Genomic DNA, 25,109 nt, shown 5'->3' on the forward strand with positions numbered 1-25,109 from the left:
GGGCTTGATACGGATATGGACACGACAGCCCAGCACGGCATTGCGAAGGAGGAGCCCACGGGTCCTGCCCCGCGCCTGACGCTGTCCGGCGTCTCCAAAAGCTTTCCCGGCGTGCGCGCGCTGCACAATGTCAGCCTGTCGCTTTACCCCGGCCAGGTTACGGCGCTGATCGGTGAAAACGGCGCCGGCAAGTCGACGCTGGTCAAGATCATGACCGGCATCTACCAGCCGGACGCCGGCACGATCAGCATTGACGGCCAGGCCGTCACCCTGCCCAGCGCGCATGCCGCCTTCGGCCACGGCGTCACTGCCATTCATCAGGAAACCGTGCTGTTCGACGATCTGAGCGTCGCCGAAAACATTTTTCTCGGCCATGCGCCGCGCACGCGGCTAGGCACCATCGACTGGCGCACCATGCGAAAACACGCGCGCGAAGTGCTCGACACCATGCATGCCGGCCATATCGACGCCGATGCGCGGCTGAAAGACCTCGGCATCGCCAACAAGCATCTGGTAGCGGTTGCTCGCGCGATGTCGATCGATGCGCAGATCGTCATCATGGATGAGCCGACCGCAGCCCTTTCAATGAAGGAGATCGAGGAGCTTTTCCTGCTGATCGAATTCCTCAAGGAGGAAGGCAAGGCGATCCTGTTCATCAGCCACAAGTTCGACGAGATCTATCGGATCGCCGATCGCTACACCGTGTTCCGCGACGGCGAGATGGTTGGCGAGGGCCTTATCAAGGACGCCGGCCAGAGCCAGATCGTGCGCATGATGGTCGGCCGCTCGGTCGACCACATTTTTCCTCAGCGCAAGGCCGAGATCGGCGCGCCGGTGCTGTCTGTATCCGGCCTGTCGCACCCGACCGAATTCAACGACATCGGCTTCGAACTGCACAAGGGCGAGATCCTCGGTTTCTATGGCCTGGTCGGCGCCGGGCGGTCAGAGGTGATGCAGGCGATTTCAGGCATCACCCGCATATCGGGCGGCACGATAACGCTGGAAGGTAAGGTGATCACGCCGAAATCGGCGGCGGATTCCATCGAAGCCGGCATCGTCTACGTGCCGGAGGAACGCGGCAAGCAGGGCGTGGTGATCGGCCTGCCGATCTTCCAAAACGTCTCGCTTCCCTCGCTCAAGCGCACCTCCAAATCCGGCCTGCTGCGATTGTCGGACGAATTCGCGCTCGCCCGCTCCTACACCGAGCGGCTAGACCTGCGCGCCTCGTCGCTGAGCCAGGATGTCGGCACGCTGTCGGGCGGCAACCAGCAGAAGATCGTCATCGCCAAATGGCTGGCGACAGCGCCCAAGGTGATCATCCTGGACGAGCCGACCAAGGGCATCGACATCGGCTCCAAGGCCGCCGTGCACGGCTTCATGGCGGAGCTCGTCGCGCAGGGCCTGTCGGTGATCATGGTGTCGTCGGAACTGCCGGAGATTCTGGGCATGTCCGACCGCGTCGTCGTCATGCGCGAAGGGCTGGTTGCGGCGGTCTACGATAATAAAGGGCTGGACGCCGAAACGCTGGTCCGGACGGCAGCGGGTATCGCGGCATGAAGGCTCTCCTGAAATTCCGCGAGATCTGGCTGGCAGCGGCGATCGTCGTTTTGATTGCTCTGATCTCGACGCGCTTCCCGGCCTTTGCCGACCCCGGCAATCTCGCACAGGTGTTCAACGACACCTCGATCCTGATGATCCTGGCGCTGGGACAGATGGTCGTCATCCTGACCCGCTCGATCGACCTGTCGATGGCCTCCAACCTGTGCTTCACCGGCATGGTGGTGGCGATGCTGAACGCCGCGCATCCGGCGATCCCGATCCCGCTGCTGATCGTCATTGCGCTGGCCGTCGGACTGGTGCTCGGGGCCATCAACGGCCTGCTGGTGTGGCGGCTGAACATCCCTTCGATCGTGGTGACATTGGGCACGCTCACCATCTATCGCGGCGCCACCTTCGTCCTCTCCGGCGGCGCCTGGGTCAATGCCGACAAGATGAGCCCGGACTTCATCGGCTTCCAGCGCGGAGCTTTCCTGGGCATTCCGGTTCTGTCCTGGATCGCCATACTGGTCATCGCGCTGTTCTTCGTGGTGATGACGCGAACCGCGCTTGGCCGTTCGATCTATGCCATCGGCGTCAACCCGACGGCGTCGGTCTATGCCGGCATCGATGTCGGCCGAACCAAATTCATCGTCTTCTGCATTTCCGGCATGATCGGCGGGCTCGCCGGTTATCTCTGGATTTCTCGTTATGTCATCGCCTCGGTCGAGGTCGCCAATGGCTATGAACTCAATATCATCGCCGCCTGCGTCATCGGCGGCATTTCGATTGCCGGCGGCATCGGCTCGGTCGGGGGCGCGGTGTTAGGGGCGCTGTTCCTCGGCATCATCTCCAACGCACTGCCGGTGATCAACATCTCGCCCTTCTGGCAGATGGCGATTTCAGGCAGCGCCATCATCCTGGCCGTCGTGCTCAACGCGCGCGGCGAACGCCAGCAGGGGCGGATCATTCTGAGGAAGGCGGAGGCGGCATGACCGACACCCCCGCCCCGCGCCACATTCCCGACCGGCTCGACAAGCCGCTCTCTTCAGCGATCTTTTCCTGGGAAGCGCTGCTGGTCGTCGTGGCGGTCGCCATCTTCGCCATCAACAGCTTCGCATCGCCCTATTTCCTCGATGCCTATTCGCTGTCGGACCTGACCTTCAATTTCACCGAGAAAGGCCTGATCGCCTTCGCCATGGCGCTGCTGATTATTTCGGGCGAGATCGACCTGTCGGTCGCCGCCATCATCGCGCTCGCCTCGACCATGATGGGCATGGCGGTACAGGCCGGCGCCGACACGCCGGTGCTGGTGGCTATCGGCATCGTCGTCGGGCTCGGTTGCGGCGCCTTCAACGGCCTGTTGGTGACGAGGCTCGGCCTGCCGTCCATCGTCGTTACCATCGGCACGATGAGCCTGTTTCGCGGCATTGCCTTCATCATCCTCGGTGACCAGGCCTACAAGGGCTATCCCGAGAGTTTTGCTTTCTTCGGCCAGGGCTATGTCTGGTGGGTGGTGTCGTTCGAACTGGTGCTCTTCCTCATCGCGGCCGTCGCCTACTGGTTCCTGCTGCATCGCACCAGCTTCGGCCGCCGTGTCTTTGCCATCGGCAACAATCCGGTCGCGGCACAGTTTTCCGGCGTTCGCGTCGGCCGCATCAAATTCATCCTGTTTTGCCTGACAGGGCTGATGGCCGGCATCGCCTCGGTGCTGATCACCTCGCGGCTCGGCTCGACGCGACCGTCCATCGCGCAGGGTTACGAGCTTGAGGTCATCACCATGGTGGTGCTGGGCGGCGTCAGCATTCTGGGTGGCTCCGGCAGCATTGTTGGCGTCGTGCTCGCCGCCTTTATCATGGGGCTGGTGACCTTCGGCCTCGGCCTGCTCAACGTGCCCGGCATCGTCATGTCGATCTTCATCGGCCTGCTCTTGATCTTCGTCATCGCGCTGCCGATCGTCTGGCGACAGCTGCGTGGTAACAGCTGATGCCTGAGAAATACGCCTTCAAGATGCAGCTCAAACCCGGCATGAAAGCCGAGTACAAAAAGCGCCACGATGAGATCTGGCCGTCGCTGGTGGCGCTGCTGAGAGAGGCCGGCGTCGCCGATTATTCGATCCATCTCGATGAAGACACCAACATCCTGTTCGGCGTGCTGTGGCGGCGCGACGACCATGGCATGGCCGACCTGCCGAAGCATCCGGTGATGCAGCGCTGGTGGGCGCACATGGCCGACATCATGGAGACCAGGCCGGACAACCAACCGGTGGCCATCCCCCTGGAAACAATGTTCCATATGGCATGAGTGCGCTGCGCCACATCGCCGTCATCGACATCGGCAAGACCAACGCCAAGGTGGCGCTGGTCGATCTCGTCACGCTGAGCGAGGTGGGGTTGCGCCGCATGGCGAACGCGCCGCTGCGACAAGCGCCCTATCCGCATCACGATGTCGAGGCGCTGTGGACGTTTATCCTCAACAGCCTTGCCAGCCTCGACCGCGAACAGCGTATCGACGCGATTTCGATCACCACGCATGGTGCGACCGGCGTGCTGGTCGACGCCTCGGGCGAGCTGGTGCTGCCTGTCCTAGACTATGAGTTCGATGGCCCCGACAGGTTGGCGGCGGAGTATGATGCTGTTCATCCGCCCTTCGCCGAAACCGGTACACCGCGCCTGCCGGTCGGTCTCAATCTCGGCGCGCAATTCTTCTGGCTTGAGAAGCGTTTCCCCACCGAATTCGCCAAGGCCGCCGCGATGCTGATGTATCCGCAATACTGGGCGCTGCGCCTGACCGGCGTTGCCGCCAACGAGGTGACCTCGCTCGGCTGCCACACCGATCTGTGGAGCCCTTGGGAGGCGGACTTTTCCTCGATGGTCGACAGGCTGGATTGGCGCAGGCTGATGGCGCCGGTGCGGCCGGCCAGGGACCAGCTCGGCCCGATCCTGCCGGCGCTTGCCGCGCGCACCGGGCTCGATCCGCAGACCCCGGTATTCTGTGGCCTGCACGATTCCAACGCCTCCCTATTGCCGCATCTTCTGTCCGACGAGCCGCCCTTCTCGGTCGTCTCGACCGGCACCTGGGTGGTATCGATGGCGGTCGGCGGCAGAGAGATTGCGCTCGATGCTGCGCGCGACACGCTGGTCAATGTCAGCGCGCTTGGCGCTCCCGTGCCCTCGGCGCGGTTCATGGGTGGCCGCGAGTTTTCCCAGCTGACCAAGGACAAGCCGCAGGACTGCAGCGGCAGCGAGGTGCTGGCCGTTCTGACCGGAAAAATGCTGCTTTTACCTTCTACGCAGCAGGGATCGGGACCGTTCCCGCACCATGCCGCGGAATGGCTTGATGCCGACGGCATCAGCAAAGGCGAGCGGTTCGCCGCCATTTCCTTCTATCTGGCACTGATGACGGCGACCTGCCTCGAGCTGATCGGCGCCGACGGCCCGACCACCGTGGAAGGACCGTTTGCTCGCAACCGGCTCTTTGTCGGCATGCTGGCGGCAGCGACCGCGCGCATCGTCATCGCCTCCGAGGCGGCCACCGGCACCAGCATCGGCGCGGCACTGCTCGCATCCGATCAGCCAGTGACGCACGGCAAGGGCGAAAGAATTGAGCCGCAGACCGACCCGGTCTGGGCGGCCTATGTCACCGCGTGGCGCGCGGCAGTCGACGCGCAAGGCTGATCACAAAATCCGCTTCCCAAAGGCCGACATGACGAAGTTGACGGCGTCGGCGCCGATCCGCGGCTCCAGACCGGCGGTCAGCCCGGAAACATCCATCGACAGCAGACCGCCGGACAGCGAGATCGCCTCCATTGCCTGATGCGTCTCGCGCACCGTCAGCCCGCCCGAGCCCGCAGCCCAGCCGGTAAATTCGGTCGCCGTCGGCGAATAGCTGACGTGAAAGCCCTGCGTGCCCGACGTCGCGATGCGGATCGCCTCATGCATGAGGTCGCGCATGCCCATGGCGTCGATGTCGGTCATGGTGAAGGCCGAGACACGCGAATCCTTGAGCACCCTTGCCTCCGCCGGATCGGCATGGCGCAGGCCCACGATGACGACATTTTCCGGCGACAGCTGCGGCTGCAGCGCGCCGGGCTTGTGATCGAGACCGAGCGCGCGGGCCAGCACCGAGACTTCAGGCATGTCTTCGGCCTCCTCGTCCTCGGGCATCAGGGCGGCGAGGGAATCGATCCAGATCAGGCCAAAGGAATGCGTCGCCCGCGCCGTTGCGGTCAGCGCCTTGTGGGCGATACGGCGATCTGCGCCGGCGGCGAGACGGACGAGGCCCGAGGGCGGCCGCTCGACGTCGGCGAGTTCGACCACGTCGAAATTCATCGCCTCCAGCCGCGCGCCGGTTCCCTCGCGGGCGATAATCCCGCCGGCTTCCGGTTCGGCCGAGATCGACACCATCTTGCGGCCGGAGAAATCCGCGACGTCGTGCATCGGCGCCTTCTCGACATATTCCGAGGTCATCGCCAGAAGCATGGCGCCATAATTCATGCGGAAGGCGACGCGGTCGCCGACGGTGGGTCGCGGATCGGCATCCTGCACATCGAGCAGCAGATGGTCGCTGGAAGCGCCGAGCACCCTCACCCCTTTGGCGATCGGCGTCAGCCCTTCCACCAGCACGTCCTCGCGGCCTATATTGGCGATGGCGCGCAGCCGGTCGCCCTCGTCGGCAAAGACCGGCTGGTTGCCGAAGGCGTCGTAGCCGGATGTGCCGATCGGCCGCGAAGGCTTGAGTTTGACCTCGATGATGTCGCTGGTCAGCCGGCAGGCATCGGGTTCGAGTTCGGGCCACGGCACGTCGCGAAAGGTTTCGACACCGCCTTGCAGGATCGCCTCGCCCACGCGCAGATTGTTGATGCCGGGCGGCAGCTTGCCTTCGAGCAGCAGCGTCAGCGATGACGAGGCGCCGCCGGAAATGAAGTCGAGGCTTTTGCCGGACAGGCGCTCAGTCTTGTAGGCATGGGCGACGAGTTGGCCAAGGTTCTCCGGGGTCGGCATTATGGCGCCGAAGCAGCCGAGATTGGTGCCGATGCCGGCGATGCGCACGCCCTTGAATTCCAGGATCTGCTCGACGGTGGGGATCAGGTCGCTTGGCCAGATGCCTTCGCGGAGATCGCCGAGATCGATCATCAGCATGATGTCGTGGACGCGGCCCATGCGCTCGGCAATGCGCGATATCTCGCGGATGGTGGTCAGTTCCGACTGCAGGCTGATGTCGACGGTGCGCACGACCTCCTCGACGCGCGCCATGGGCGGGCTGCGCAGCAGCATGACCGGCGCATTGATGCCGCTGTCGCGCAGCCGCCGAATGTTCTCAAAACGCGATTCCGCGATGCCGGCAACACCGCCGCGCAGCATGGCCCGCGCCACCTGCGGCATGCCGCATGTGCCCTTGGTGACACCGAATACCTTGATATCAGACAATGCGCAGCGTTCGACGATGGTGCGGGCGTTGCGCTCGATGCGGCCAAGGTCGATAGCGACTTGCGGTCCCGACATTTCGTCACTCAGGGTTTGTAGAATCTGTCAGTCGGATGCATCTTCCAGATCGTCGTACGATATTTGTCAAACTTTGCGCAGTGACGGTCTCAATGTTGGAAACCAGAGCAATTGTATGTGGGCACGTCTTTCGATCGGAGAGGCCGGTGACGCTGGTCGTTCATCATTTCGATGGTGAGTGGCAACTGACCTGCGGCGAACATGATCACCCCGCGGACTGCGGAGGTTTCGAAGTTATCGGTCTCGGCCATTTGACCGCCAGGCAGGAAAACTTGGCACAGATTGGCCAGCTTGAGCGCGGATGGCTTGCCGAATGGGTGCACGACGAATGGACTCGATGCCAACACGACGACTAGAGCTCCCTCAGTTCCCGTAGACCAGCCCTTGCGGGTCGATCTCCGGCTTGCGGCCGGCGACGAGGTCGGCCAGGAACTTGCCCGAGCCGCAGGCCATGGTCCAGCCGACATGGCCGTGGCCGGTGTCGAGGTAAAGGTTCTTGTATTTCGCCTTGCCGATGACCGGCACCGAGTTGGGCATCATCGGTCGCAGACCTGCCCACAACAGCGCCTTCTTCTCGTCGAAAGCGCCGGGGAAAAGGTCTTTGCCGGTGCTCAGCATGGACTTGAAGTCGCTGAGCTTGAAGCTGCGGTCGAAGCCGGTGAACTCGGCTGTCGAGGACATGCGCAGGCGGTTTCCGAGCCTGGAGTAACCAACCAGCCGGTCCTCGTCGGCGCCGCCCATGGTCGGTCCCTTGCTCTCGTCCTCCAGCGGGATGGTCGCGCTATAGCCTTTAACCGGATAGACGGGCAGGTCGATACCGTAGCGGCGGCCGATCAGGCCGCTCTCGGGGCCCATGGCGATGACGACGGCGTCGCCCGTCACCGGGCCGGCCGATGTCATGACCGCACGCACCCGATCGCCTTCTATGTCGAGCCCCTCGACCGTGGTGTCGAACAGGAATCTGACGCCGAGCTTTTCGGCGGCATAGGCGGCCAGCCCATCGACGAATATCCTGGAATCGCCGGTCTGGTCGATTGGCGAATAAACGCCGCCGGCGATCTTTTCCTTCACTCCGGCGAGCCCGGGCTCAAGTTCGACCAGCCGGTCGCGGCCGACGATCTCGATCTGCAGGCCATGCTTCGCCAGAAACTGGTAGTTGTCGGTGCCGGTGTCGAGACTGTGCTGCGAGCGGAAGAAATAAAGAATGCCCTTCTTGCGCTCGTCATAGTGGATGCCGGTGGCGTCGGAGAGCGCGTTGATGCAGTCGCGCGAATAGAGCGCCAGGCGCAGTTTGACCTGGCTGTTGGCGCGCAGGCGCGCCACCGTGCACTGGCGCAGGAAGCGCAGGCTCCAGGCGAGGAAATAGGGATCGAAGCGCAGCCTGACCTTGATGCCGAGATCATGGTTCCAGAGCGCGCGCAGGAAGGTCTTCAGCGCCGCCGGGGAGGCCCAGGCGGTGGCGTCGCCCGGCGACACCAGACCGGCATTGGACTGGCTGGTGCCGCGCGCCGGCGCCGGATGGCGCTCGATAACGGTGACCTCATGGCCGTCGGCGGCCAGATAATACGCGGCCGCGGTACCGACAACACCGGCTCCAAGCACCGTTATCTTCATGCCACCCCCTCTTCGCGGCGCAGCGCCTCCACGCCGCATCGCCAATGCCTTCAATAGCGCTTCGCCGCGCGCCTTGCGAGCCCTCGGAAGTGCCCGGCTCAGCCTCGCGCGGAGTTCTTGCCGGTGAGGATGCGCTCCCAGGCGAGCGCATCGGCGACGATCTGGTCAAGGTCGTCGCGTTGCGGGGTCCAGCCGAGTTCGGCGCGTGCAAGGTCCGAATTGGCAACCACGGCGGCGGCGTCGCCGGGGCGCCGGTCGCCCGTCTTGACCTCGAAATCCCGGCCGAAGGCGCGCCGCACGCTGTCGATGACCTCGAGCACCGAATAGCCGTGGCTGTAGCCGCAATTGGCGACGAGGCTGCCGCCGCCGGCGCGCAGGCGCTGCAGCGCCAGCCGGTGGGCCGCGGCCAGGTCGCTGACATGGATATAATCGCGCATGCAGGTGCCGTCCGGCGTCGGATAATCGGTGCCGAACACCTGCATGAAGGGGCGTTTGCCGAGCGCGGTCTCGCAGGCGACCTTGATCAGATGCGTGGCGCCAGGCGTCGACTGACCCGTCCGGCCCCTGGGGTCGGCGCCGGCGACGTTGAAGTAGCGCAGGGCCGTGTAGCGCAAGGGATGCGCAAGCGCTGCATCGCGCAGCATCCATTCGCTCATCAGCTTGGACAGGCCGTAGGGCGATTCCGGCGCCAGGCGGGCATCCTCGCGCACCGGCTCCAGGCCGGCGCCGCCATAGACGGCGGCGGTCGAGGAAAAGATGAAATGCGGCACGCCCTCGCGCACCGCGGTTTCGATCAGCGTGCGGGTCTTGGAGGTGTTGTTCTCGTAATAGGCGAGCGGGTCGGCAACCGACTCCGGCACCACGATGGAACCGGCGAAGTGGATGATCGCGTCGACCTCGTTATCCCGGATGATCTGGCCGACCAATTCCCTATCGGCGACATCGCCGACGACAAGCTTGGCTTCCGGCGCTACCGCCCATTCGAAGCCGGTGGAAAGGCGGTCGAGAACGACGACGCTCTCGCCGGCATCCAGCAGTTCCCAGACCATGTGGCTGCCGATATAACCGGCGCCGCCCGTTACCAAAACCGTCATCCGCGTCCTCTTTTACTCATGATTTATCGGAAACTGTCTCAATCACCGCCTTACTGGAAAGCCTGCGGCAAGGCCATTAGAAACGCCTGAATGTTAAATCCGTAACAGTCTCACCGGCCTGCGGCATCGTACGGAAACAAAATTGATCCACATCAAGGGAATAGGCCACGATCCGGGGTCGTTAGGAACAGGCTTGGGGCGTGGCATTTTGACCAAAACGGCCCGGTGGACGACGAATGGGCCAACGATTATGATCCCGCGCAAAACTGGGAAGGCGACATGAACTATCAGCGGTTCTTCGAGGAAGCGATCGACCAGCTCCACGCCGAGCGGCGCTACCGGGTTTTCGCCGATCTCGAGCGCATTGTCGGCAAGTTTCCGCGCGCCATNGGTCGAGGATGATTTCATCGCCGACAAGCGATCGACCAGCTCCACGCCGAGCGGCGCTACCGGGTTTTCGCCGATCTCGAGCGCATTGTCGGCAAGTTTCCGCGCGCCATTTGGCGTTCCAACGGCCGCGCCGAGGAAATCACCGTCTGGTGCTCCAACGACTATCTCGGCATGGGCCAGAACCCCGATGTCATTGCCGCTTTCCAGAACGCGGCCGGCAAGATGGGTTCGGGCGCCGGCGGCACCCGCAACATTTCCGGCACCTCGAACCCGTTGGTCGAACTCGAGCTGGAACTGGCCGACCTGCACGACAAGGAAGCCGCGCTCGTCTTCACCTCCGGCTTCGTCTCCAACGAGGCCTCGATCTCGACCATTGCGCGGCTTTTGCCCAATTGCCTGATCATTTCGGACGAGCTCAACCATGCCTCGATGATCGAAGGCGTACGGCGCTCGGGCGCCGAAAAGAAGATTTTCCGCCACAACGACGTCGCGCATCTCGAAAGCCTGCTGCAGGTGGCGGGCCGCGAACGCGCCAAGCTGATCGTGTTCGAGAGCGTCTATTCGATGGATGGCGACATCGCGCCGATCAAGCAGATCGTCGAACTGGCCGAACGCTACAACGCCATGACCTATATTGACGAGGTCCATGCCGTCGGCATGTACGGACCGCGCGGCGGCGGCATCACCGAGCGCGAGGGGCTGGCCGACCGCATCGACATCATCGAAGGCACGCTGGCCAAGGCGTTCGGCACGCTGGGCGGCTATATCGCCGGCAACAGCGCCGTCATCGACGCGGTGCGCTCCTATGCGCCGGGCTTCATCTTCACCACGGCGCTGCCGCCGGCGATCGCCGCCGCCGCCACCACGTCCATCCGCCACCTCAAGCGGTCGCAAGCCGAGCGCGATGCGCAACAGCGCCAAGCGTCGCGGACCAAGGAGGTTCTGTCTGCAGCNCGATACCCTGATTGCGGGACTGCAGGACGCGCTGGTCGAGACATGGGATGCGCTGGGCATTCCCTACGGCTCCGCCGGACGGCCCACTGTCGCCAAGAGCGACCGGATTGTGCCGCTGCTTGTGCCGAAGTCGGGCGGCTGAAGCCGCCGCCCATTCACCTCAAACCGTCCTCATCCATCCCGCCAGCCGGTGTGCCGCTTCCTCGAGTTGGTCGAGGCGGCGGTGGAAGCACAGGCGCAAAAACGCCTCTCCGCCAGGGCCGAAGGCGGTGCCCGGCGCCAGGCCGACATTGGCCTTGTCGACGATGTCGAAAGCAGCCCGGCGCGGATCGGTGATGCCGTCGACCGTGAAAAACAAATAGAACGCGCCTTGCGGCACGGTGAAGCGCGCTTTGCCGGTTGCGCCGAGAATATCGCAGACCAGGTCGCGCGCTTTCCTGGCGCGCTCCACCTGCTCGACGATGAAGGCATCACCGTGGTCCAGCGCCGCGACGGCGCCGCGCTGCATGAACTGGGCGACGCCTGAGGTCGAATACTGGATCAGGTTCTCGAACACCTGCTGCAGCTCGGGATGGGTCTTGATCCAGCCGACGCGCCAGCCGGTCATCGCCCAGTTCTTGGAAAAGGAGTTGACGAACAGGATGCGGTCTTCCGCGGTCGAAATGTCGAGGAAGGACGGCGCACGGCCGTGGCCGTAGTGGAACAGCGAATAGATCTCGTCGGCGATGATCCACAGGCCATTTTGGCGGGCGAGATTCAGGATCGCCTGCAGCGTTTCCTTATCGGCCGTCCAGCCGGTGGGGTTCGATGGCGTGTTGACGAACAGCGCCTTGGTGCGCGGCGTCACCGCAGCCGCAATTTTGTCGATATCGCAGGACCAGCCATTGCCCGACTGGTCGAGCGTGACCGCAACCGGGGTAGCGCCGGAAATACCGGCGGCGGCGGCGAAATTCGGCCACGCCGGGGAGAGATAGACCACCTCGTCGCCGCTGCCGGCGACCGCGGCTAATGCCAACTGAATGGCATGCATGCCGGAACCGGTGGCGATGAATTCCTCTTCGGCGAAGCTCTTGCCGAAATGCCTGGCATAGTAGCGAGAAAGCGCTTGCCTCAGCTCCGGAATGCCTTTCTGCCAGGTATAGAAGGTCTCGCCATTGGCTAGCCCCTTGGCGGCGGCTTCCGAAATGAAGGCAGGCGTCGGCAAATCGCCTTCACCGGCCCAGAGCGGGATCATGCCCTCGCGCGTACGGCCGTAATTGACGACGGCGACAATGCCGCTTTCGGGGGCGGCCACCGCTTCGGCGCGCAAGCTATCGATCAGGGTCATGACAGGTCCGTTTTGATGTCCGCTTTGATGCATGTCATTATCCAGAACCGCTGCGCACTTATGGGCGACATGCATTGGCGGATGCTCTTAGCAGATGCGGCAACAGAAAACCCCGGCCGCGAACGACCGGGGTTTTGGTCCAGAAATCTGGCCTTGTCTATTTCCTGGCGAGGAGATCGCGAATTTCGGTGAGCAGTGCGACGTCAGCCGGCGGCGGAGCCGCAGGTGCGGCCGGCTTCTCGCGCTCGAGCCGCTTGCGCATGTTGTTCACGGCCTTGACCATAAGGAAGATGATGAAAGCCAGGATGACGAAATTCAGCGCCACGGTGATAAAATTGCCGTAGGCGAACACCGCGCCTTCCTTACGCGCGTCGGCAAGATTGGTCGAATGCACTGTTGATGAGAGGCCTATGAAGTAGTTGGAAAAGTCGACGCCACCAAGTGCGCCGATGAAAGGCATGATGATGTCATTGACAAGAGAATCGACGATCTTGCTGAAGGCCGCGCCGATGATGACGCCGACCGCAAGGTCCATCACATTTCCTTTGGAAATGAATTCCTGGAATTCTTTCAGCATTCGACCCTCCTTGTCATGACGGACCGCGCTGCCGCTGTCCCTCCGGCGTCGGCCCGTGCGCACCATAACAAAAACCTGCGGTTGCAACAGAAGCAAAAGCTGGAAAACACCGCTTTCTCCTTACCTTGGGTCACGGTTCGACAGGGCCGCGTCGCGGCCATGCGCCGGAAAGCCGCGATGGACTTGACCTTAGAGCTGTGATTGCCTCTGGGCAGGCCGGGGTGAAAGCTGGCCGAGGAGGATTTTCGGGCCGTGCAGGGCTGGTTCATCGTCATCATTGCGGTCGCCTATGTAACGCTGCTGTTCGTCATCGCCAGCCTCGGCGACCGGCGTTCAACGGCGCTGGGACCCGGCCGCGCCCGGCCCTTCATCTATGCGCTCAGCCTCGCCATCTACTGCACCTCCTGGACCTTCTTCGGCTCGGTCGGCCTGTCGTCCGAGCGCGGCCTCGAATTTTTGGGCATCTACACCGGGCCGGTGCTGGTGTTCGTGTTCGGCTTTCCGCTGCTCAATCGCATCGTGCGGCTGGCCAAGAGCGAGAAGATCACCTCGATCGCCGACTTCCTGGGCGCCCGCTATGGCAAGAGCTTTGCCGTCTCGGCGATCGCCACGCTGATCGCCACCATCGGCGCGGTGCCCTATATCGCACTGCAATTGAAGGCGATCTCCGGTTCGGTCGGCCTGATGGTCGAGCATTATACGGGATCGCCGCCCTCCTTCGATCCCTTCGTCAGCGACATCTCGCTGGTGGTGGCCATGCTCTTGGCGCTGTTTGCGGTGCTGTTCGGCACCCGCCATGCCGACGCCACCGAGCACCAGGACGGGCTGGTGCTGGCGGTGGCGGTCGAAACCGTGGTCAAGCTCGCCGCCTTCCTGGCGATCGGCCTGATGGTCACCTTCCTGATCTTCGGCGGCCCGGGCGACATGATCGACAAGCTGGCCGAAAACAGCCAGGTGCGGCAGGCCATGGGCTACGACACCTCGCTCGCCACCTGGCTGGTGCTGACTTGCCTGAGCGGCTTTGCCATCATCATGCTGCCGCGCCAGTTCTACGTCACCATCGTCGAGAACCGCGGCGAGGCCGAACTGCGCACCGCGACCTGGGTGTTCCCGCTCTATCTCGTAGCGATAAACCTGTTCGTGCTGCCGATCGCCTTCGCCGGCCTGGCGCTGGTCGGCACCAAAACCACCAGTGACCTCTATGTGCTGGCACTGCCCTTGTTCGGCGGCCATGACTTCCTCGCCATGGCCGCCTTCATCGGTGGGCTGTCGGCGGCGACCGCCATGGTGATCGTCGAAAGCGTGGCGCTGTCGATCATGATCTCCAACGACCTCGTCATCCCGCTGTTCGTGCGCCGCCTGCTCAAGACCACGACCTCGGAGAATGAGGATTGGTCGACGCTGATCCTCAACGTGCGGCGCGGCGCCATCTTCATCCTGTTGTTCATTGCCTTCCTCTACTACCGCGAAAGCACCAACTCGGCGCGGCTGTCGTCGATCGGCCTGATGTCGTTCGCGGCAATCGCCCAATTCGCGCCGGCGCTGATCGGCGGGCTGATCTGGCGCGGCGCCAATGGCCGCGGCGCGGCCCTTGGCATGGTCGCCGGCATCCTCGTCTGGGGCTATACGCTGCTTTTGCCGTCGCTCTCGGCAGCCGACGCGGACATCGTCGTGCAGGGGTTGTTCGGTTTCGAGGCGCTGCGGCCGCAGGCTCTGTTCGGCACCGTCGCCGAACCGTTGAACCACGGCGTGCTCTGGAGCCTGTCGGTCAACACGCTGTTCTTCGTGCTCGGCTCGCTGTCGCGCGCGTCAGTGCCGCTGGAGCGGATCCAGGCGTCGATCTTCGTGCCGCGCGAATCCGGCCCGATGCCCAGCCTGCGCCGCTTCCGCACCGCCATCACCGTCAACGTGCTGAAGGACACCATCTCGCGCTACCTCGGCGTCGAGCGCACCGAGCGCTCCTTCCAATCCTTCGAGAAAAGCAATGGCGTCTCGCTGCACGGCAATGAGCAGGCCAGCATGGATGTCATCCGCTTTTCCGAGCAGCTGCTGGCGAGCGCGGTCGGCTCGTCTTCGGCGCGGCTGATCCTGTCGCTGCTGTTTCGCCGCAACGACCGCGAGTCCAAGGACGCCTTTCGCCTGCTCGACGACGCCACCGAAGCGCTGCAGCACAATCGCGACCTGCTGCAGATCGCGCTCGACCAGATGGAGCAGGGCATCACCGTATTCGACCGCGATTTTCGTCTGATCTGCTGGAACAGACAATATCGCGCGCTGTTCGACCTGCCCGACGAGATGGGCCAGGTCGGCGTCTCGCTCGACCGCATCCTGCGCCACCTCGCCGAGCGCGGCGATATTCCGGCCGACCAGCGCGTGGCGATGCTCAACCGGCTGACCAGTTTCGTCAGCCCGTGGCAGATGGAGTTGAAGACCAGCGGCCGCATCCTCGAACTGCGCTCAAACCCGATGCCGGACGGCGGAATCGTCGCCACCTATGCCGACATATCAGGACGCGTCGAACAGGATTTGGCGCTGAAGCGGGCCAATGAATCGCTGGAGCAGCGGGTCAAGACGCGCACCATCGAACTGACTAGAGTCAACGAGGAGTTGACCCGGGTCAATGAGGAGCTGGCGCAGGCGCAGATGCTGGCCGAGGAGGCTAATCTGGGCAAGACGCGCTTCCTCGCCGCCGCCGGCCACGACATCCTGCAGCCTTTGAACGCCGCCCGTCTCTACTGCTCGTCGCTGATCGAAAAAGCCGGCAAGGGGCCGGCGGGCAAGGCTGCCGTCAACATCGAATCCTCGCTCGAATCGGTCGAGACGATCCTGGGCGCCGTGCTCGACATTTCGCGCCTCGACGCCGGCGCAATGAAGCCGGACGACAGCGCCTTCCGCCTGGACGGGCTGCTGCGCCAGATCGGCAATGATTTTCAGCCGCTCGCCGCCGAAAAGAAACTCGATCTGACGATCATAGCCTCGTCGCTCAGCGTGTTGACGGACCGCAACCTGCTGCGCCGGCTGATCCAGAATCTGGTCTCCAACGCCATCAAATACACCCCCCATGGCCGCATCCTGGTCGGCGTGCGACGGCGCGGCGAACTCGCCGAAATCCAGGTGATCGACACTGGCATCGGCATTGCCGGCGACAAGCTGAACACGGTCTTCAACGAGTTCACCCGGCTGGACGAAGGCGTGCGCGAGGCCGAAGGTCTCGGCCTTGGCCTGTCCATCGTCGACCGCATCGCGCGGGTGCTGCGGCTCGAGATCCAGATCTTTTCCAACCCGGGCAAGGGTACGCGCTTTTCCGTTATCCTGCCGGTTGCGGCGGTTGAGGCGCCGCGGCGCGAGGTCGAGCCGAAGGCGCCTGCCCGCACCGCGAATTCGCTGGCCGGCCTGCGCGTCATGTGCATCGACAACGACGCCCGCATCCTCGACGGCATGCGGCTTCTGCTCGAGGGCTGGGGCTGCAGCATCGGCACGTTTTCGGGTTCGGAGGATTTTGGCAGGGCCGATCGTCCCGACATCGTGCTTGCCGACTATCATCTCGATGGCAGAAGCGGCCTCGACATCATCGCCCGCCTGCGTGACATCCATGGTTCGGACCTGCCGGCCGTGCTGGTCACCGCCGACCGCTCCACCGAGGTCCGTGCCGCTGCCGCCGCCCTGGACGTGCCGGTGATCAACAAGCCGCTGAAGCCGGCCGTGCTGCGTTCCATGATGGCAAGGGTCAGGCCGCTGGCATCGGCGGCCGAGTAGGGTTCAATGCATGTCGCCCAGAAGTGTGCCCCGGTTCTGGGACCACGACATGCATCGAACAAGAGCTAAAGCGGGTCGCATGAATCCGTTCAGCGCGATGCGCTTTAGCCTGCTGGCTGCAACGGATCGCTGCCGATCTTGGACAGCTGGATCACCGCCTGGGTGCGGCTGTCGACGCCGAGCTTCTGCAGGATGGCCGAAACATGCGCCTTGACCGTCGCTTCGGAGACGCTGAGCTCGTAGGCGATCTGCTTGTTGAGCAGGCCTTCGGCCAGCATGCCGAGGACACGCGTCTGCTGCGGTGTCAGCGCCTGCAGCCGCTTGATCAGGTCGGATATTTCCGGGTCGCGCTCGACGCCGAGGTCGATGCCGACGGGGGCTGCGATATCGCCTGCCAGCACCGATTGCACAGCGCTGCGGATTTCCTCCATGCTGGCCGATTTGGAGATGAAGCCGGATGCGCCGAGATCGAGCGCGCGCCGGATGGTCACCGGGTCGTCGTGGGCCGATACCACCACCAGCGGCACCGCCGGGTGGATGCCGCGCAACGCGATCAGACCGGACAGGCCGCTGGCGCCCGGCATCGACAGGTCGAGCAGCACCAGGTCGACATCCTCATTGGCCACGACCAGGGCCTTGGCGCTTTCGAAATCGCCGGCCTCGTGAATGGCGGCGACATCGCCGACGCCGGCAAGCGCCTCTTTCAAGGCGCCGCGGAACAGCGGATGGTCGTCGGCAATGACGAAGGTGTAACCCGACGGCAAATCTTCCTCCCAAATCCCTTATCGATTATCGGCTTTTACGGGACCGGACGATTATGCGGCGAAGCGCTTTGTTTCAAGCGGCAATGGCCGGACGGGGCATTTCCCCGCCGGGCAGTTCAGGTCTTTTGCGAGTTGAGTTTGGCGCCGTCGCCATTATCCTTGTCCATCTCCTTGACGATGCCCATGAAGCCGCGCAGCATGCGCTCCATATAGCTCATCGTCTTGTCGAAATCCTCTTCGCTCGGCAATTTCGATTCGAGACGGGCCGACAGCGAATTCTCCAACCTGGTGACGCGTTCGTCCATGGCCTTCATCGAGGACTGCAAACGATCGACCTCGTCCTGGAAGGCAGCGCGTTCGTCGGCCGCGATCTTGCAGACGAGCTGGCCGGAGCGCTCCTCGCAGATCGACATGGCGCCGGTCCGGGTGTCCATGCGGACATAGCCGTTGGCCGATTTTTCCAGCCGGTAGCGGTCGGTCTCTTCGGACCAGGCCGATGCCGCAACCAGCGAGACCAGTGCGGCGGGGATCAGTATGTGCTGCAGACGCATGTTCCATCCTCCACGAGCCAGTATGCGCAACCTATCACAGCTTTGCGCCGTAAATGCGGACGAGTTGCCCTTCCCCGCATGATCGGTTCGGATTATAGCGCAACCATGTCTCAGATTATCTACAAGATCGCGCCCGAAGCGCTTTGGCGCGAGGCCGAGAAAAACGGCCGTTTCACCGGCGCTCCGATCGATATCGCCGACGGCTTCATCCATTTCTCCACCGCTGATCAGGTCAGGGAGACGGCGGCGAAGCATTTCGCCGGCCAGATGGATTTGCTGCTGATCGCCATCGACGGGGCGCTGCTCGGTGACGCGCTGAAATACGAGGTCTCGCGGGGCGGCGCGCTGTTCCCGCATCTCTATGGCGTGCTCGATATGAGCGCCGTGCTGTGGGTGCGGCCACTGCCGCTCGGGGCCGACGGCGCCCATCAATTCCCGGCGCTGGAGGCCGAATGATCGTGTTCGATCGCATCGGCCAGAAACTGCTGTTCACCTTCGATCCGGAAACGGCGCATGGCATGTCGATCGCGGCGCTGCGATGCGGTCTGCCGGTCGGCGCGCGGACGGTGCGCGACGACAGGTTGAAGCTCAGCCTCTGTGGCATCGCCTTCCCCAATCCGCTCGGCATGGCCGCAGGCTACGACAAGAACGCCGAGGTGCCCGACGCGCTGCTTGGCCTCGGCTTCGGCTTTGCCGAAGTCGGCACCGTGACGCCGCTGCCGCAGGCCGGCAATCCGAAGCCGCGCATTTTCCGGCTGACTGAGGATGATGCGGTGATCAACCGCCTGGGCTTCAACAATGAGGGCCACGAGGCGGCGGAAAAACGCCTTGCCGCGCGCCAGGGACGCGGCGGCATTGTCGGCGTCAACATCGGCGCCAACAAGGACAGCGCCGATCGTGTCCGTGACTATGAGTTGGGCGTTTCCCGTTTTGCGAAATACGCCAGCTATCTCACCGTCAACATCTCGTCGCCCAACACGCCCGGCCTGCGCACCATGCAGGCGCGCGAACAGCTCGGCGAACTGTTGTCTCGGGTCATGTCGGTGCGTGCAGCAGCTTCGGCGCAGCCGCCCCTCTTCCTCAAGATCGCGCCCGATCTGGTCGAGGCCGAGCTTGAAGACATCGCCGCCGAAGTCAGCGAGAAGCAGATTGACGGCGTCATCGTCTCCAACACGACGCTGGCGCGAACCGGATTGCGTAGCGCCACCAGCGAGACCGGCGGGCTCTCCGGCAAACCGCTGTTCGAGCGTTCGACCATCGTGCTGGCCAAGATGCGCAAATTGCTCGGGCCGGAGCGCGCCATTATCGGCGTCGGCGGCGTCGATTCGGCCGAGAACGCGCTGGAGAAAATCCGCGCCGGCGCCGATCTCGTCCAGCTCTACACCGGCATGATCTATGCCGGGCCGGCGCTGCCGGGGCGCATCCTTGCCGGGATGGTGCGATTTGCCGACAAGGAGCGGCTGAAATCATTGCGCGAACTGCGCGACAGCCGGCTCGATCAGTGGGCTGCCAGGCCGCTCTAAAACGCCGTGCGCAACCGGAGCCGCAGGATGGCCAGCAGGCTGAAGCCGCGCACCAGCAGGAAAACGTGCAGCGCCGCCCACAGGCCGTGATTGCCGAGAGACGGCGCCAAGCTGAACAATGCGGCGCTGAAGGCCAGGAACGACACCAGCATCATGTTGCGCATGTCGCGCGACCAGGTAGCGCCGATGAAGACGCCGTCCATCTGGAAGGCCAGCACGCCGCTCAGCGGTGTCAGTGCCGCCCACGGCAGATAGATGTCGGCAACAGCACGAACATCCGGCGACGTGGTGATCAACGAAATCAGGCCGGCGCCGCCGAGCCAGAAGATCAGCGTGGCGGTTCCGGCGAGGCCGAACCCCCAGAATAAGGTCAGACGTACCGCCCGGCGGAACGCCGTCTCGGCACGTGCGCCGATCGCGCGTCCCGCCAACTGTTCGGCCGCGGTGGCGAAACCGTCGAGAAAATAGCCGGCGACGAGGAAGAAGTTCATCAGCACGGCATTGGCGGCCAGCGTCAGCGTGCCGAACTGCGCGCCCTGGCGGGTGAACAGCGCGAAAGCGGCGAGCAGCGAGAACGAGCGGATCATGATATCGCGGTTGAGCGACAGCATGCGCAGGAAAGCGGGCATGTCGAGCAGGCGATGCCGCGGCAGGCGGGGTGCGGCCCGGAAGCGCCAGACAACGATGGCGAGACCCAGCAGCATGGCCAGACATTCGCCGGTGACGGTCGCCCAGGCCACGCCGGCGACGCCCCAGCCAAGCTTCAGGCCGAGCAGGATGCAAAGCACGATGTTGATGCCGTTGAGCACCGCCTGCAGCATCAGCCCAAGCCCGCCCTCGCCGCGTCCAAGGACATAGCCGAGGATGGCGTAGTTGATCAGCGTGAAGGGGGCGGCGAGCATTCTGATGTGGATATAGACGCCCATCGCCTCGCCGACGCGCGCTTCGCCGCCGATGAATTTCTGGCCGGCGATGGCAATCAGCGGCGCAAGGACGACAAGCACGATGCCGGCGGCGACCGCGATCAGCACGGCGCGCCAGAACACCGCCTGCTCCTCCAGTTCGTCGCCGCGCCCAAACGCCTGGGCGACGAGGCCGGTGGTACCGGAGCGCAGGAAATTGAAGGTGCTGAAGACCACGTCGAAGACCAGCGCCCCGGCCGCCAGGCCGCCGAGCAGGGCGGCATCGCCGAACTGCCCGACCACCGCCGTGTCGACGATGCCGAGCAGCGGCGTCGTCAGATAGGCGAGCGTCATCGGCACGGCGATGGCGAGCACCGAACGGTTGGTGACGGCGAAGGGTCTCGCGTCGGCTGGGATTGCACCCGTGTCCAGGGGACTGCTGCCTTGCTGATTGCGGCTTGATCGAACAGCCGATGTGCCCCATTTTCCGGCCACCGCGCAATCACTCTTGCCGTGACGGCCAACCGAAATGTTCTTCTGGCGCGAGCCCGCCGGATCCGAGTACTGGTTTTAAGCAATTCCCAAGGGGAAGCGCTACGCGCTTCTCCCGGGAAAACCGCTGCACACTTTTCCTGGAATTGCTTTAGCCATGCCCCTGCAGATCGTCCATCATCCCGACTACGATGCCGGCTTCGCCGTCAATCATCGCTTTCCGATGAGCAAATATCCGGTGCTGATGCAGGCCTTGCATATCAGGGGTCTGATCCATGCGGGGGCGCTGTCGATGCCCGAGCCGGCGCCGGCCTCCTGGCTGAAGCTCGCCCATGCGGCTGATTATGTCGACCAGGTCATCACGTGTTCAGTGCCTGAAAAGATCGAGCGCGAGATCGGCTTTCCCGTGGGACCGCGCGTTTCGCTCAGGGCGCAACTCGCCGCCGGCGGCACGGTGCTGGCGGCGCGACTGGCGCTTATCGATGGCATTGCCTGCAACAGCGCCGGCGGCAGCCACCATGCGCGGCGCGCGCAAGGCGCGGGCTTCTGCACCTTCAACGATGTTGCCGTCGCTTCGCTGGTGCTGCTAGCCGAAGACGCGGTGAAAAACATCCTGATCGTCGATCTCGATGTGCATCAGGGCGACGGCACCGCGGACATCCTGAAAGACGAGCCACGCGCGTTCACCTTTTCCATGCATGGCGAGCGCAATTATCCGGTGCGCAAGATTGCCTCCGATCTCGACGTTGCCCTGCCGGACGGCACCGGCGATGGCGCCTATCTCGAACGGCTGGGTGTCCTCCTGCCGGAGCTCTCGGCCAAGGCGCACTGGGACATCGTCTTCTACAATGCCGGTGTCGACGTGCATGCCGAGGACCGGCTCGGCCGGCTATCGCTCAGCGATGACGGCGTGCGTGCCCGCGACGCCATGGTGATCGGTCATTTCCGCGCGCTGGGCATCCCGGTCTGCGGTGTCATCGGCGGCGGCTATTCGACCGATGTCGCAGCGCTCGCGGCGCGCCACGCCATCCTGTTCGAGGTGGCGTCGGACTTTGCCTGAGTGGCCTTTGGTTTGAGCACAATCTTTTCCGAAAACCGGTTTCCACTTTTCGGGATCGTGGTCCGCTTCACTTCCGGTAGTTCGCGAGCCTGAGCAGGATGAACACCGGCACGACGATCGCGGCGCCGAGCAGGATATAGCCCAAGAAGCGATAGACCGCGTTGAAGCCGAGGTTCCAAAGATCGATGAAGAAACCCTGGATGCGGTAGAAGACGTCCATCGGCGTCCAGCCGAACGCATTCATGACCAGGCCGACCAGGAACGACACGACCAGCAGCTTGACGATCACCCTGACGGGCGAGTCACCGAGAAAGCGCGTCACTGTGGACAAGGGGCCTGCCTCCAGATTGGTGTGCCCGGATTCGGGGTACAAACCCACGAATACGCACTTGCTGCGCCCGCATCAAGGCGGGCGGACGGCGCAATCGGTCGGGTTTCCAACAGCCGTTTCCGAACAGCTGTCCAAGGGCGATTGCCCGAAGCACGCCCATCATGATATCGAGAGGCCGACGCGGGTATGATGTAATGGTAGCTTGTCAGCTTCCCAAGCTGAACGCGAGGGTTCGATTCCCTCTACCCGCTCCAGTTCCTATCCCACTTCCCGCAAGATAAAATCGTGCAGCATCTTGGCTGCCGGCGACAGCACGCGGTTCTTCACCGTGATCAGGCTGTAGGGGCGGACCTCGATGTCGAACTCGGTCTGGACGACATCGATGGCGCCGGCGAGACCGTCGGGGTTCTGGATGAATTTTGCCACCTGGATCGACACCGGGGCGATGGCGTCGGACTGCGCCACCATGACCAGTGTGAGCAGCAGCGACGAGGTGTTGAGGATGCGGTCCGGCAGGGCGATGTTGCGGTTCAGGAAATTGCTCTCCATCGCCTGGCGCAGCGGCGACCCGCCCGACTGGAACACCCAGTCGAAGGCGGCGGTGTCCTCCAGCCTCACCGCCTTCCCATTGTTTAGAGGATGGCCGTTGCTCAGCGGGTGGCCTCGGCGCACGATCAGGCAGGCCTTCTCGACGCCGATGACGCGCGATTCGAACAGGCGCGGATTGAGGTCTTCGGGGACACGGGCGATGATGAAATCATGGCGCGTGGCGATCAGTTCGCGCGCCAGCACATTCGACGTCTCGACCTGCATGGTAATCTCGATGCGCGGATAGAGGCGGCGTATCTCGCGGATCGCCGGGACCGCCAGTTCGATCGCCGGCGCCGTCACCGCGCCAAGGAACACCGAGCCGCCCTTGCCGGCCTTGAGCTCCGATATTTCGCGGTCGGCCTCGCGCATTTCGAGCAGGATCGAGCGCGCGCGCCGGGCCAGCGCCTTGCCGTAAGGGGTGAGTGTGATGCCGCGCGGCAGCCTTTCGCAGAGCTTCACCTCGAGCACCGCTTCCATCTCGGAAATCATGCGCGAGGCCGCCGGCTGCGAGATGTTCATCACCTGGGCGGCAGCACTCACCCGACCGTGATCGTCGAGTGCTGCGATCATGCGCATGTGACGCAGGCTCAAGCCGCTACGCAGAAGTGTCTCGCCATCGCCCGGCAATTCATCGTAACCGCTTGAAATTCCCTGAGGACCTCGTAAAGCCGCCATGCCTTTTCCCGCTTCCGCCACTGTTCCAGCCCGGTTTAGTCATATACCGGTTTTGGTATAGCAACCACCGAAGATCGCATTTGACAGTTATGGCAAAGGGTCACACTTTCGCGCGTCCTCAAGACTTGACGGTCGATGACGAGCAAAATCGTATCGATTTAAATCAAGACTGAGGGCCGATTGGGAGGATACCGGAGATCGATTATGACGGCGGCGGCGCTTTGGCGCATCCGCCCGACTGCGCGGCCCGCGAAGCCCCGAGGTGTCGCGTCCATCAACCAGGGAGAGTTTTACGTGAAAATCATCAAGACACTGGCCGCCGTCGCGGCCCTTGGCATCGCTGCCATGACCTACTCGGCGCACGCAGCCGACAAGGGTCTTGTCGGCGTGCTGATGCCGACCAAGACCTCGCAGCGCTGGATCAATGACGGCGATGCCGTCAAGTCCCAGCTCGAAGCTCTCGGCTACACGGTCGACCTGCAGTACGCGCAGGACGACATCCCCAACCAGCTCAGCCAACTGGAAAACGAAATCACCAAGGGCCCGAAGGCGCTGATCATCGCTTCGATCGACGGCACGACCCTGTCGGACGCGCTGCAGAAGGCCGCTGACGCCGGCGTCGTCGTCGTCGCCTATGACCGCCTGATCAAGAAGACCGCCAATGTCGATTACTACACCACCTTCGACAATTTCGGCGTCGGCGTGATCCAGGCGAACTCGCTGGTCAAGGGCCTCAAGGAGCGCTTCCCGAACACCAAGCCGTGGAACGTCGAACTGTTCGGCGGCTCGCCGGACGACAACAACGCCTTCTTCTTCTACAACGGCGCAATCTCGGTGCTGCAGCCGCTGATCGATGACGGCTCGATCAAGATCAAGTCCGGCCAGACCGGCATGGACAAGGTCGGCACGCTGCGCTGGCTCGCCGCCACCGCCCAGGCGCGCATGGACAACCTGCTGTCGGCCAACTACTCGGACGGCAGCCGCGTCGATGGCGTTCTTTCGCCCTATGACGGCCTGTCGCGCGGCATCACCGCTTCGCTGCGCGCCGTCGGTTACGGCACCGACGCCCAGCCGTGGCCGATCGTGACCGGCCAGGACGCCGAGACTGCTTCGGTCAAGCTGATCATCACGGGCGAGCAATACTCGACCGTGTTCAAGGACACCCGCGAACTGGCCAAGGCCACCGTCGAACTCGTCGACAAGGTGCTCTCGGGCGGCAAGCCGGACGGCCTCGATGAAAAGACCTACAATAACGACGTCAAGGTCGTTCCCTCGATCCTTTTGACGCCGCATGAGGTCGACAAGTCGAACTACCAGGCACTGGTCGTCGACTCCGGCTACATCAAGGCCGACGAACTGAAGTAATCCGTTTATAAAGACAGGGGTCCTGCGCGACGCAGGACCCCTTTCCGTTCACAAGCGACCCCGGTATTGTTTCTACCGGACTTTATTTCCGTGCATGTCGTTG

General features: G+C 63.6%; 21 protein-coding genes, 1 tRNA gene and 1 pseudogene. 13 read left to right on the top strand and 10 right to left on the bottom strand.

Annotation, left to right across the window (positions count from 1 at the left end; all coding sequences use genetic code 11):
- Positions 1-15 precede the first annotated feature (15 nt).
- From X727_RS150930 to X727_RS150910, 5 genes are read left to right on the top strand one after another with little or no spacing between them, the layout of a single operon-like run.
- Complete coding sequence (locus X727_RS150930) at positions 16-1,557, top strand: sugar ABC transporter ATP-binding protein (RefSeq protein ID WP_023834297.1); 1,542 nt, start codon at positions 16-18, stop codon at positions 1,555-1,557.
- Complete coding sequence (locus tag X727_RS150925) at positions 1,554-2,531, top strand: ABC transporter permease (protein WP_023834298.1); 978 nt, start codon at positions 1,554-1,556, stop codon at positions 2,529-2,531. The genes X727_RS150930 and X727_RS150925 overlap by 4 nt, the downstream gene beginning before the upstream one ends.
- Positions 2,528-3,523 (top strand): ABC transporter permease, encoded by a 996-nt coding sequence (locus X727_RS150920; RefSeq protein ID WP_023834299.1) that lies wholly within the window; start codon positions 2,528-2,530, stop codon positions 3,521-3,523. The genes X727_RS150925 and X727_RS150920 overlap by 4 nt, the downstream gene beginning before the upstream one ends.
- Positions 3,523-3,840 carry an L-rhamnose mutarotase gene (gene rhaM / locus X727_RS150915; protein WP_023681927.1) on the top strand — a complete coding sequence of 106 codons (318 nt, stop codon included), beginning with the start codon at positions 3,523-3,525 and terminating at the stop codon, positions 3,838-3,840. Before X727_RS150920 ends, rhaM begins: the two co-directional genes overlap by 1 nt.
- On the top strand, positions 3,837-5,213 hold the full coding sequence (locus X727_RS150910) for an FGGY-family carbohydrate kinase (RefSeq protein ID WP_023834300.1): 1,377 nt from the start codon (positions 3,837-3,839) through the stop codon (positions 5,211-5,213). Before rhaM ends, X727_RS150910 begins: the two co-directional genes overlap by 4 nt.
- Here the strand turns inward: X727_RS150910 and X727_RS150905 are convergent, their stop codons facing one another.
- A complete protein-coding gene (locus tag X727_RS150905) occupies positions 5,214-7,040 on the bottom strand; it encodes an alanine racemase (protein ID WP_023711396.1) in 1,827 nt (608 codons plus the stop codon).
- A 146-nt stretch (positions 7,041-7,186) separates the two neighbouring features.
- On the opposite strand from X727_RS150905, the gene X727_RS150900 reads away from it, so the two are divergent.
- Entirely contained in the window at positions 7,187-7,396 is a 210-nt protein-coding gene (locus X727_RS150900) for a hypothetical protein (RefSeq protein ID WP_023688670.1), read from the top strand.
- 7 nt (positions 7,397-7,403) lie between these two features.
- On the opposite strand, the gene X727_RS150895 is transcribed toward X727_RS150900, so the two are convergent.
- Together X727_RS150895 and galE are read right to left on the bottom strand one after the other, a co-directional pair.
- Positions 7,404-8,654 carry a D-amino acid dehydrogenase gene (locus tag X727_RS150895; protein WP_023688671.1) on the bottom strand — a complete coding sequence of 417 codons (1,251 nt, stop codon included), beginning with the start codon at positions 8,652-8,654 and terminating at the stop codon, positions 7,404-7,406.
- Positions 8,655-8,752: 98 nt separating this feature from the next.
- On the bottom strand, positions 8,753-9,748 hold the full coding sequence (galE, locus tag X727_RS150890; RefSeq protein WP_023688672.1) for a UDP-glucose 4-epimerase GalE: 996 nt from the start codon (positions 9,746-9,748) through the stop codon (positions 8,753-8,755).
- Positions 9,749-10,168: 420 nt separating this feature from the next.
- On the opposite strand from galE, the pseudogene hemA reads away from it, so the two are divergent.
- Positions 10,169-11,234: pseudogene (gene hemA / locus X727_RS01000000164720) on the top strand (5-aminolevulinate synthase).
- 18 nt (positions 11,235-11,252) lie between these two features.
- Here hemA and X727_RS150885 read toward each other — a convergent pair.
- Positions 11,253-12,419 carry a pyridoxal phosphate-dependent aminotransferase gene (locus X727_RS150885; RefSeq protein ID WP_023745306.1) on the bottom strand — a complete coding sequence of 389 codons (1,167 nt, stop codon included), beginning with the start codon at positions 12,417-12,419 and terminating at the stop codon, positions 11,253-11,255.
- A 157-nt stretch (positions 12,420-12,576) separates the two neighbouring features.
- Positions 12,577-12,996 carry a large conductance mechanosensitive channel protein MscL gene (gene mscL, locus X727_RS150880; RefSeq protein WP_023681933.1) on the bottom strand — a complete coding sequence of 140 codons (420 nt, stop codon included), beginning with the start codon at positions 12,994-12,996 and terminating at the stop codon, positions 12,577-12,579.
- A 252-nt stretch (positions 12,997-13,248) separates the two neighbouring features.
- Between mscL and X727_RS150870 the strand changes: the two genes are divergently transcribed.
- Positions 13,249-16,752, top strand: coding sequence for a PAS domain-containing hybrid sensor histidine kinase/response regulator (locus tag X727_RS150870; RefSeq protein WP_023745305.1), 3,504 nt, complete (start codon positions 13,249-13,251; stop codon positions 16,750-16,752).
- Between the two features lie 104 nt (positions 16,753-16,856).
- Here the strand turns inward: X727_RS150870 and X727_RS150865 are convergent, their stop codons facing one another.
- On the bottom strand, positions 16,857-17,516 hold the full coding sequence (locus tag X727_RS150865) for a response regulator transcription factor (RefSeq protein ID WP_023715341.1): 660 nt from the start codon (positions 17,514-17,516) through the stop codon (positions 16,857-16,859).
- 116 nt (positions 17,517-17,632) lie between these two features.
- Positions 17,633-18,067 (bottom strand): hypothetical protein, encoded by a 435-nt coding sequence (locus tag X727_RS150860; protein WP_023669646.1) that lies wholly within the window; start codon positions 18,065-18,067, stop codon positions 17,633-17,635.
- 105 nt (positions 18,068-18,172) lie between these two features.
- Here X727_RS150860 and X727_RS150855 point away from each other — a divergent pair, with 105 nt between their 5' ends.
- Positions 18,173-18,523 carry a DUF952 domain-containing protein gene (locus X727_RS150855; protein ID WP_023669645.1) on the top strand — a complete coding sequence of 117 codons (351 nt, stop codon included), beginning with the start codon at positions 18,173-18,175 and terminating at the stop codon, positions 18,521-18,523.
- Entirely contained in the window at positions 18,520-19,590 is a 1,071-nt protein-coding gene (locus tag X727_RS150850; RefSeq protein WP_023711402.1) for a quinone-dependent dihydroorotate dehydrogenase, read from the top strand. Before X727_RS150855 ends, X727_RS150850 begins: the two co-directional genes overlap by 4 nt.
- Here the strand turns inward: X727_RS150850 and X727_RS150845 are convergent.
- Positions 19,587-20,924 carry an MATE family efflux transporter gene (locus X727_RS150845; protein WP_023696686.1) on the bottom strand — a complete coding sequence of 446 codons (1,338 nt, stop codon included), beginning with the start codon at positions 20,922-20,924 and terminating at the stop codon, positions 19,587-19,589. The genes X727_RS150850 and X727_RS150845 overlap by 4 nt on opposite strands.
- A gap of 217 nt (positions 20,925-21,141) precedes the next feature.
- Between X727_RS150845 and X727_RS150840 the strand changes: the two genes are divergently transcribed.
- Positions 21,142-22,044 (top strand): histone deacetylase, encoded by a 903-nt coding sequence (locus tag X727_RS150840; protein ID WP_023834303.1) that lies wholly within the window; start codon positions 21,142-21,144, stop codon positions 22,042-22,044.
- A 67-nt stretch (positions 22,045-22,111) separates the two neighbouring features.
- On the opposite strand, the gene X727_RS150835 is transcribed toward X727_RS150840, so the two are convergent.
- Entirely contained in the window at positions 22,112-22,375 is a 264-nt protein-coding gene (locus tag X727_RS150835; RefSeq protein WP_023696688.1) for a DUF6460 domain-containing protein, read from the bottom strand.
- 180 nt (positions 22,376-22,555) lie between these two features.
- On the opposite strand from X727_RS150835, the gene X727_RS150830 reads away from it, so the two are divergent.
- Positions 22,556-22,629 (top strand) — tRNA-Gly (locus X727_RS150830).
- A 4-nt stretch (positions 22,630-22,633) separates the two neighbouring features.
- On the opposite strand, the gene X727_RS150825 is transcribed toward X727_RS150830, so the two are convergent.
- Entirely contained in the window at positions 22,634-23,641 is a 1,008-nt protein-coding gene (locus X727_RS150825) for a LysR family transcriptional regulator (protein ID WP_023681942.1), read from the bottom strand.
- A gap of 294 nt (positions 23,642-23,935) precedes the next feature.
- Here X727_RS150825 and chvE point away from each other — a divergent pair, with 294 nt between their 5' ends.
- Positions 23,936-25,006 (top strand): multiple monosaccharide ABC transporter substrate-binding protein, encoded by a 1,071-nt coding sequence (gene chvE / locus X727_RS150820; RefSeq protein ID WP_023681943.1) that lies wholly within the window; start codon positions 23,936-23,938, stop codon positions 25,004-25,006.
- The last annotated feature ends 103 nt before the right edge of the window (positions 25,007-25,109 follow it).

Origin of the sequence: Mesorhizobium sp. L103C105A0 (genome assembly GCF_000502215.1) — a bacterium.
Taxonomy (GTDB): Bacteria; Pseudomonadota; Alphaproteobacteria; order Rhizobiales; family Rhizobiaceae; genus Mesorhizobium.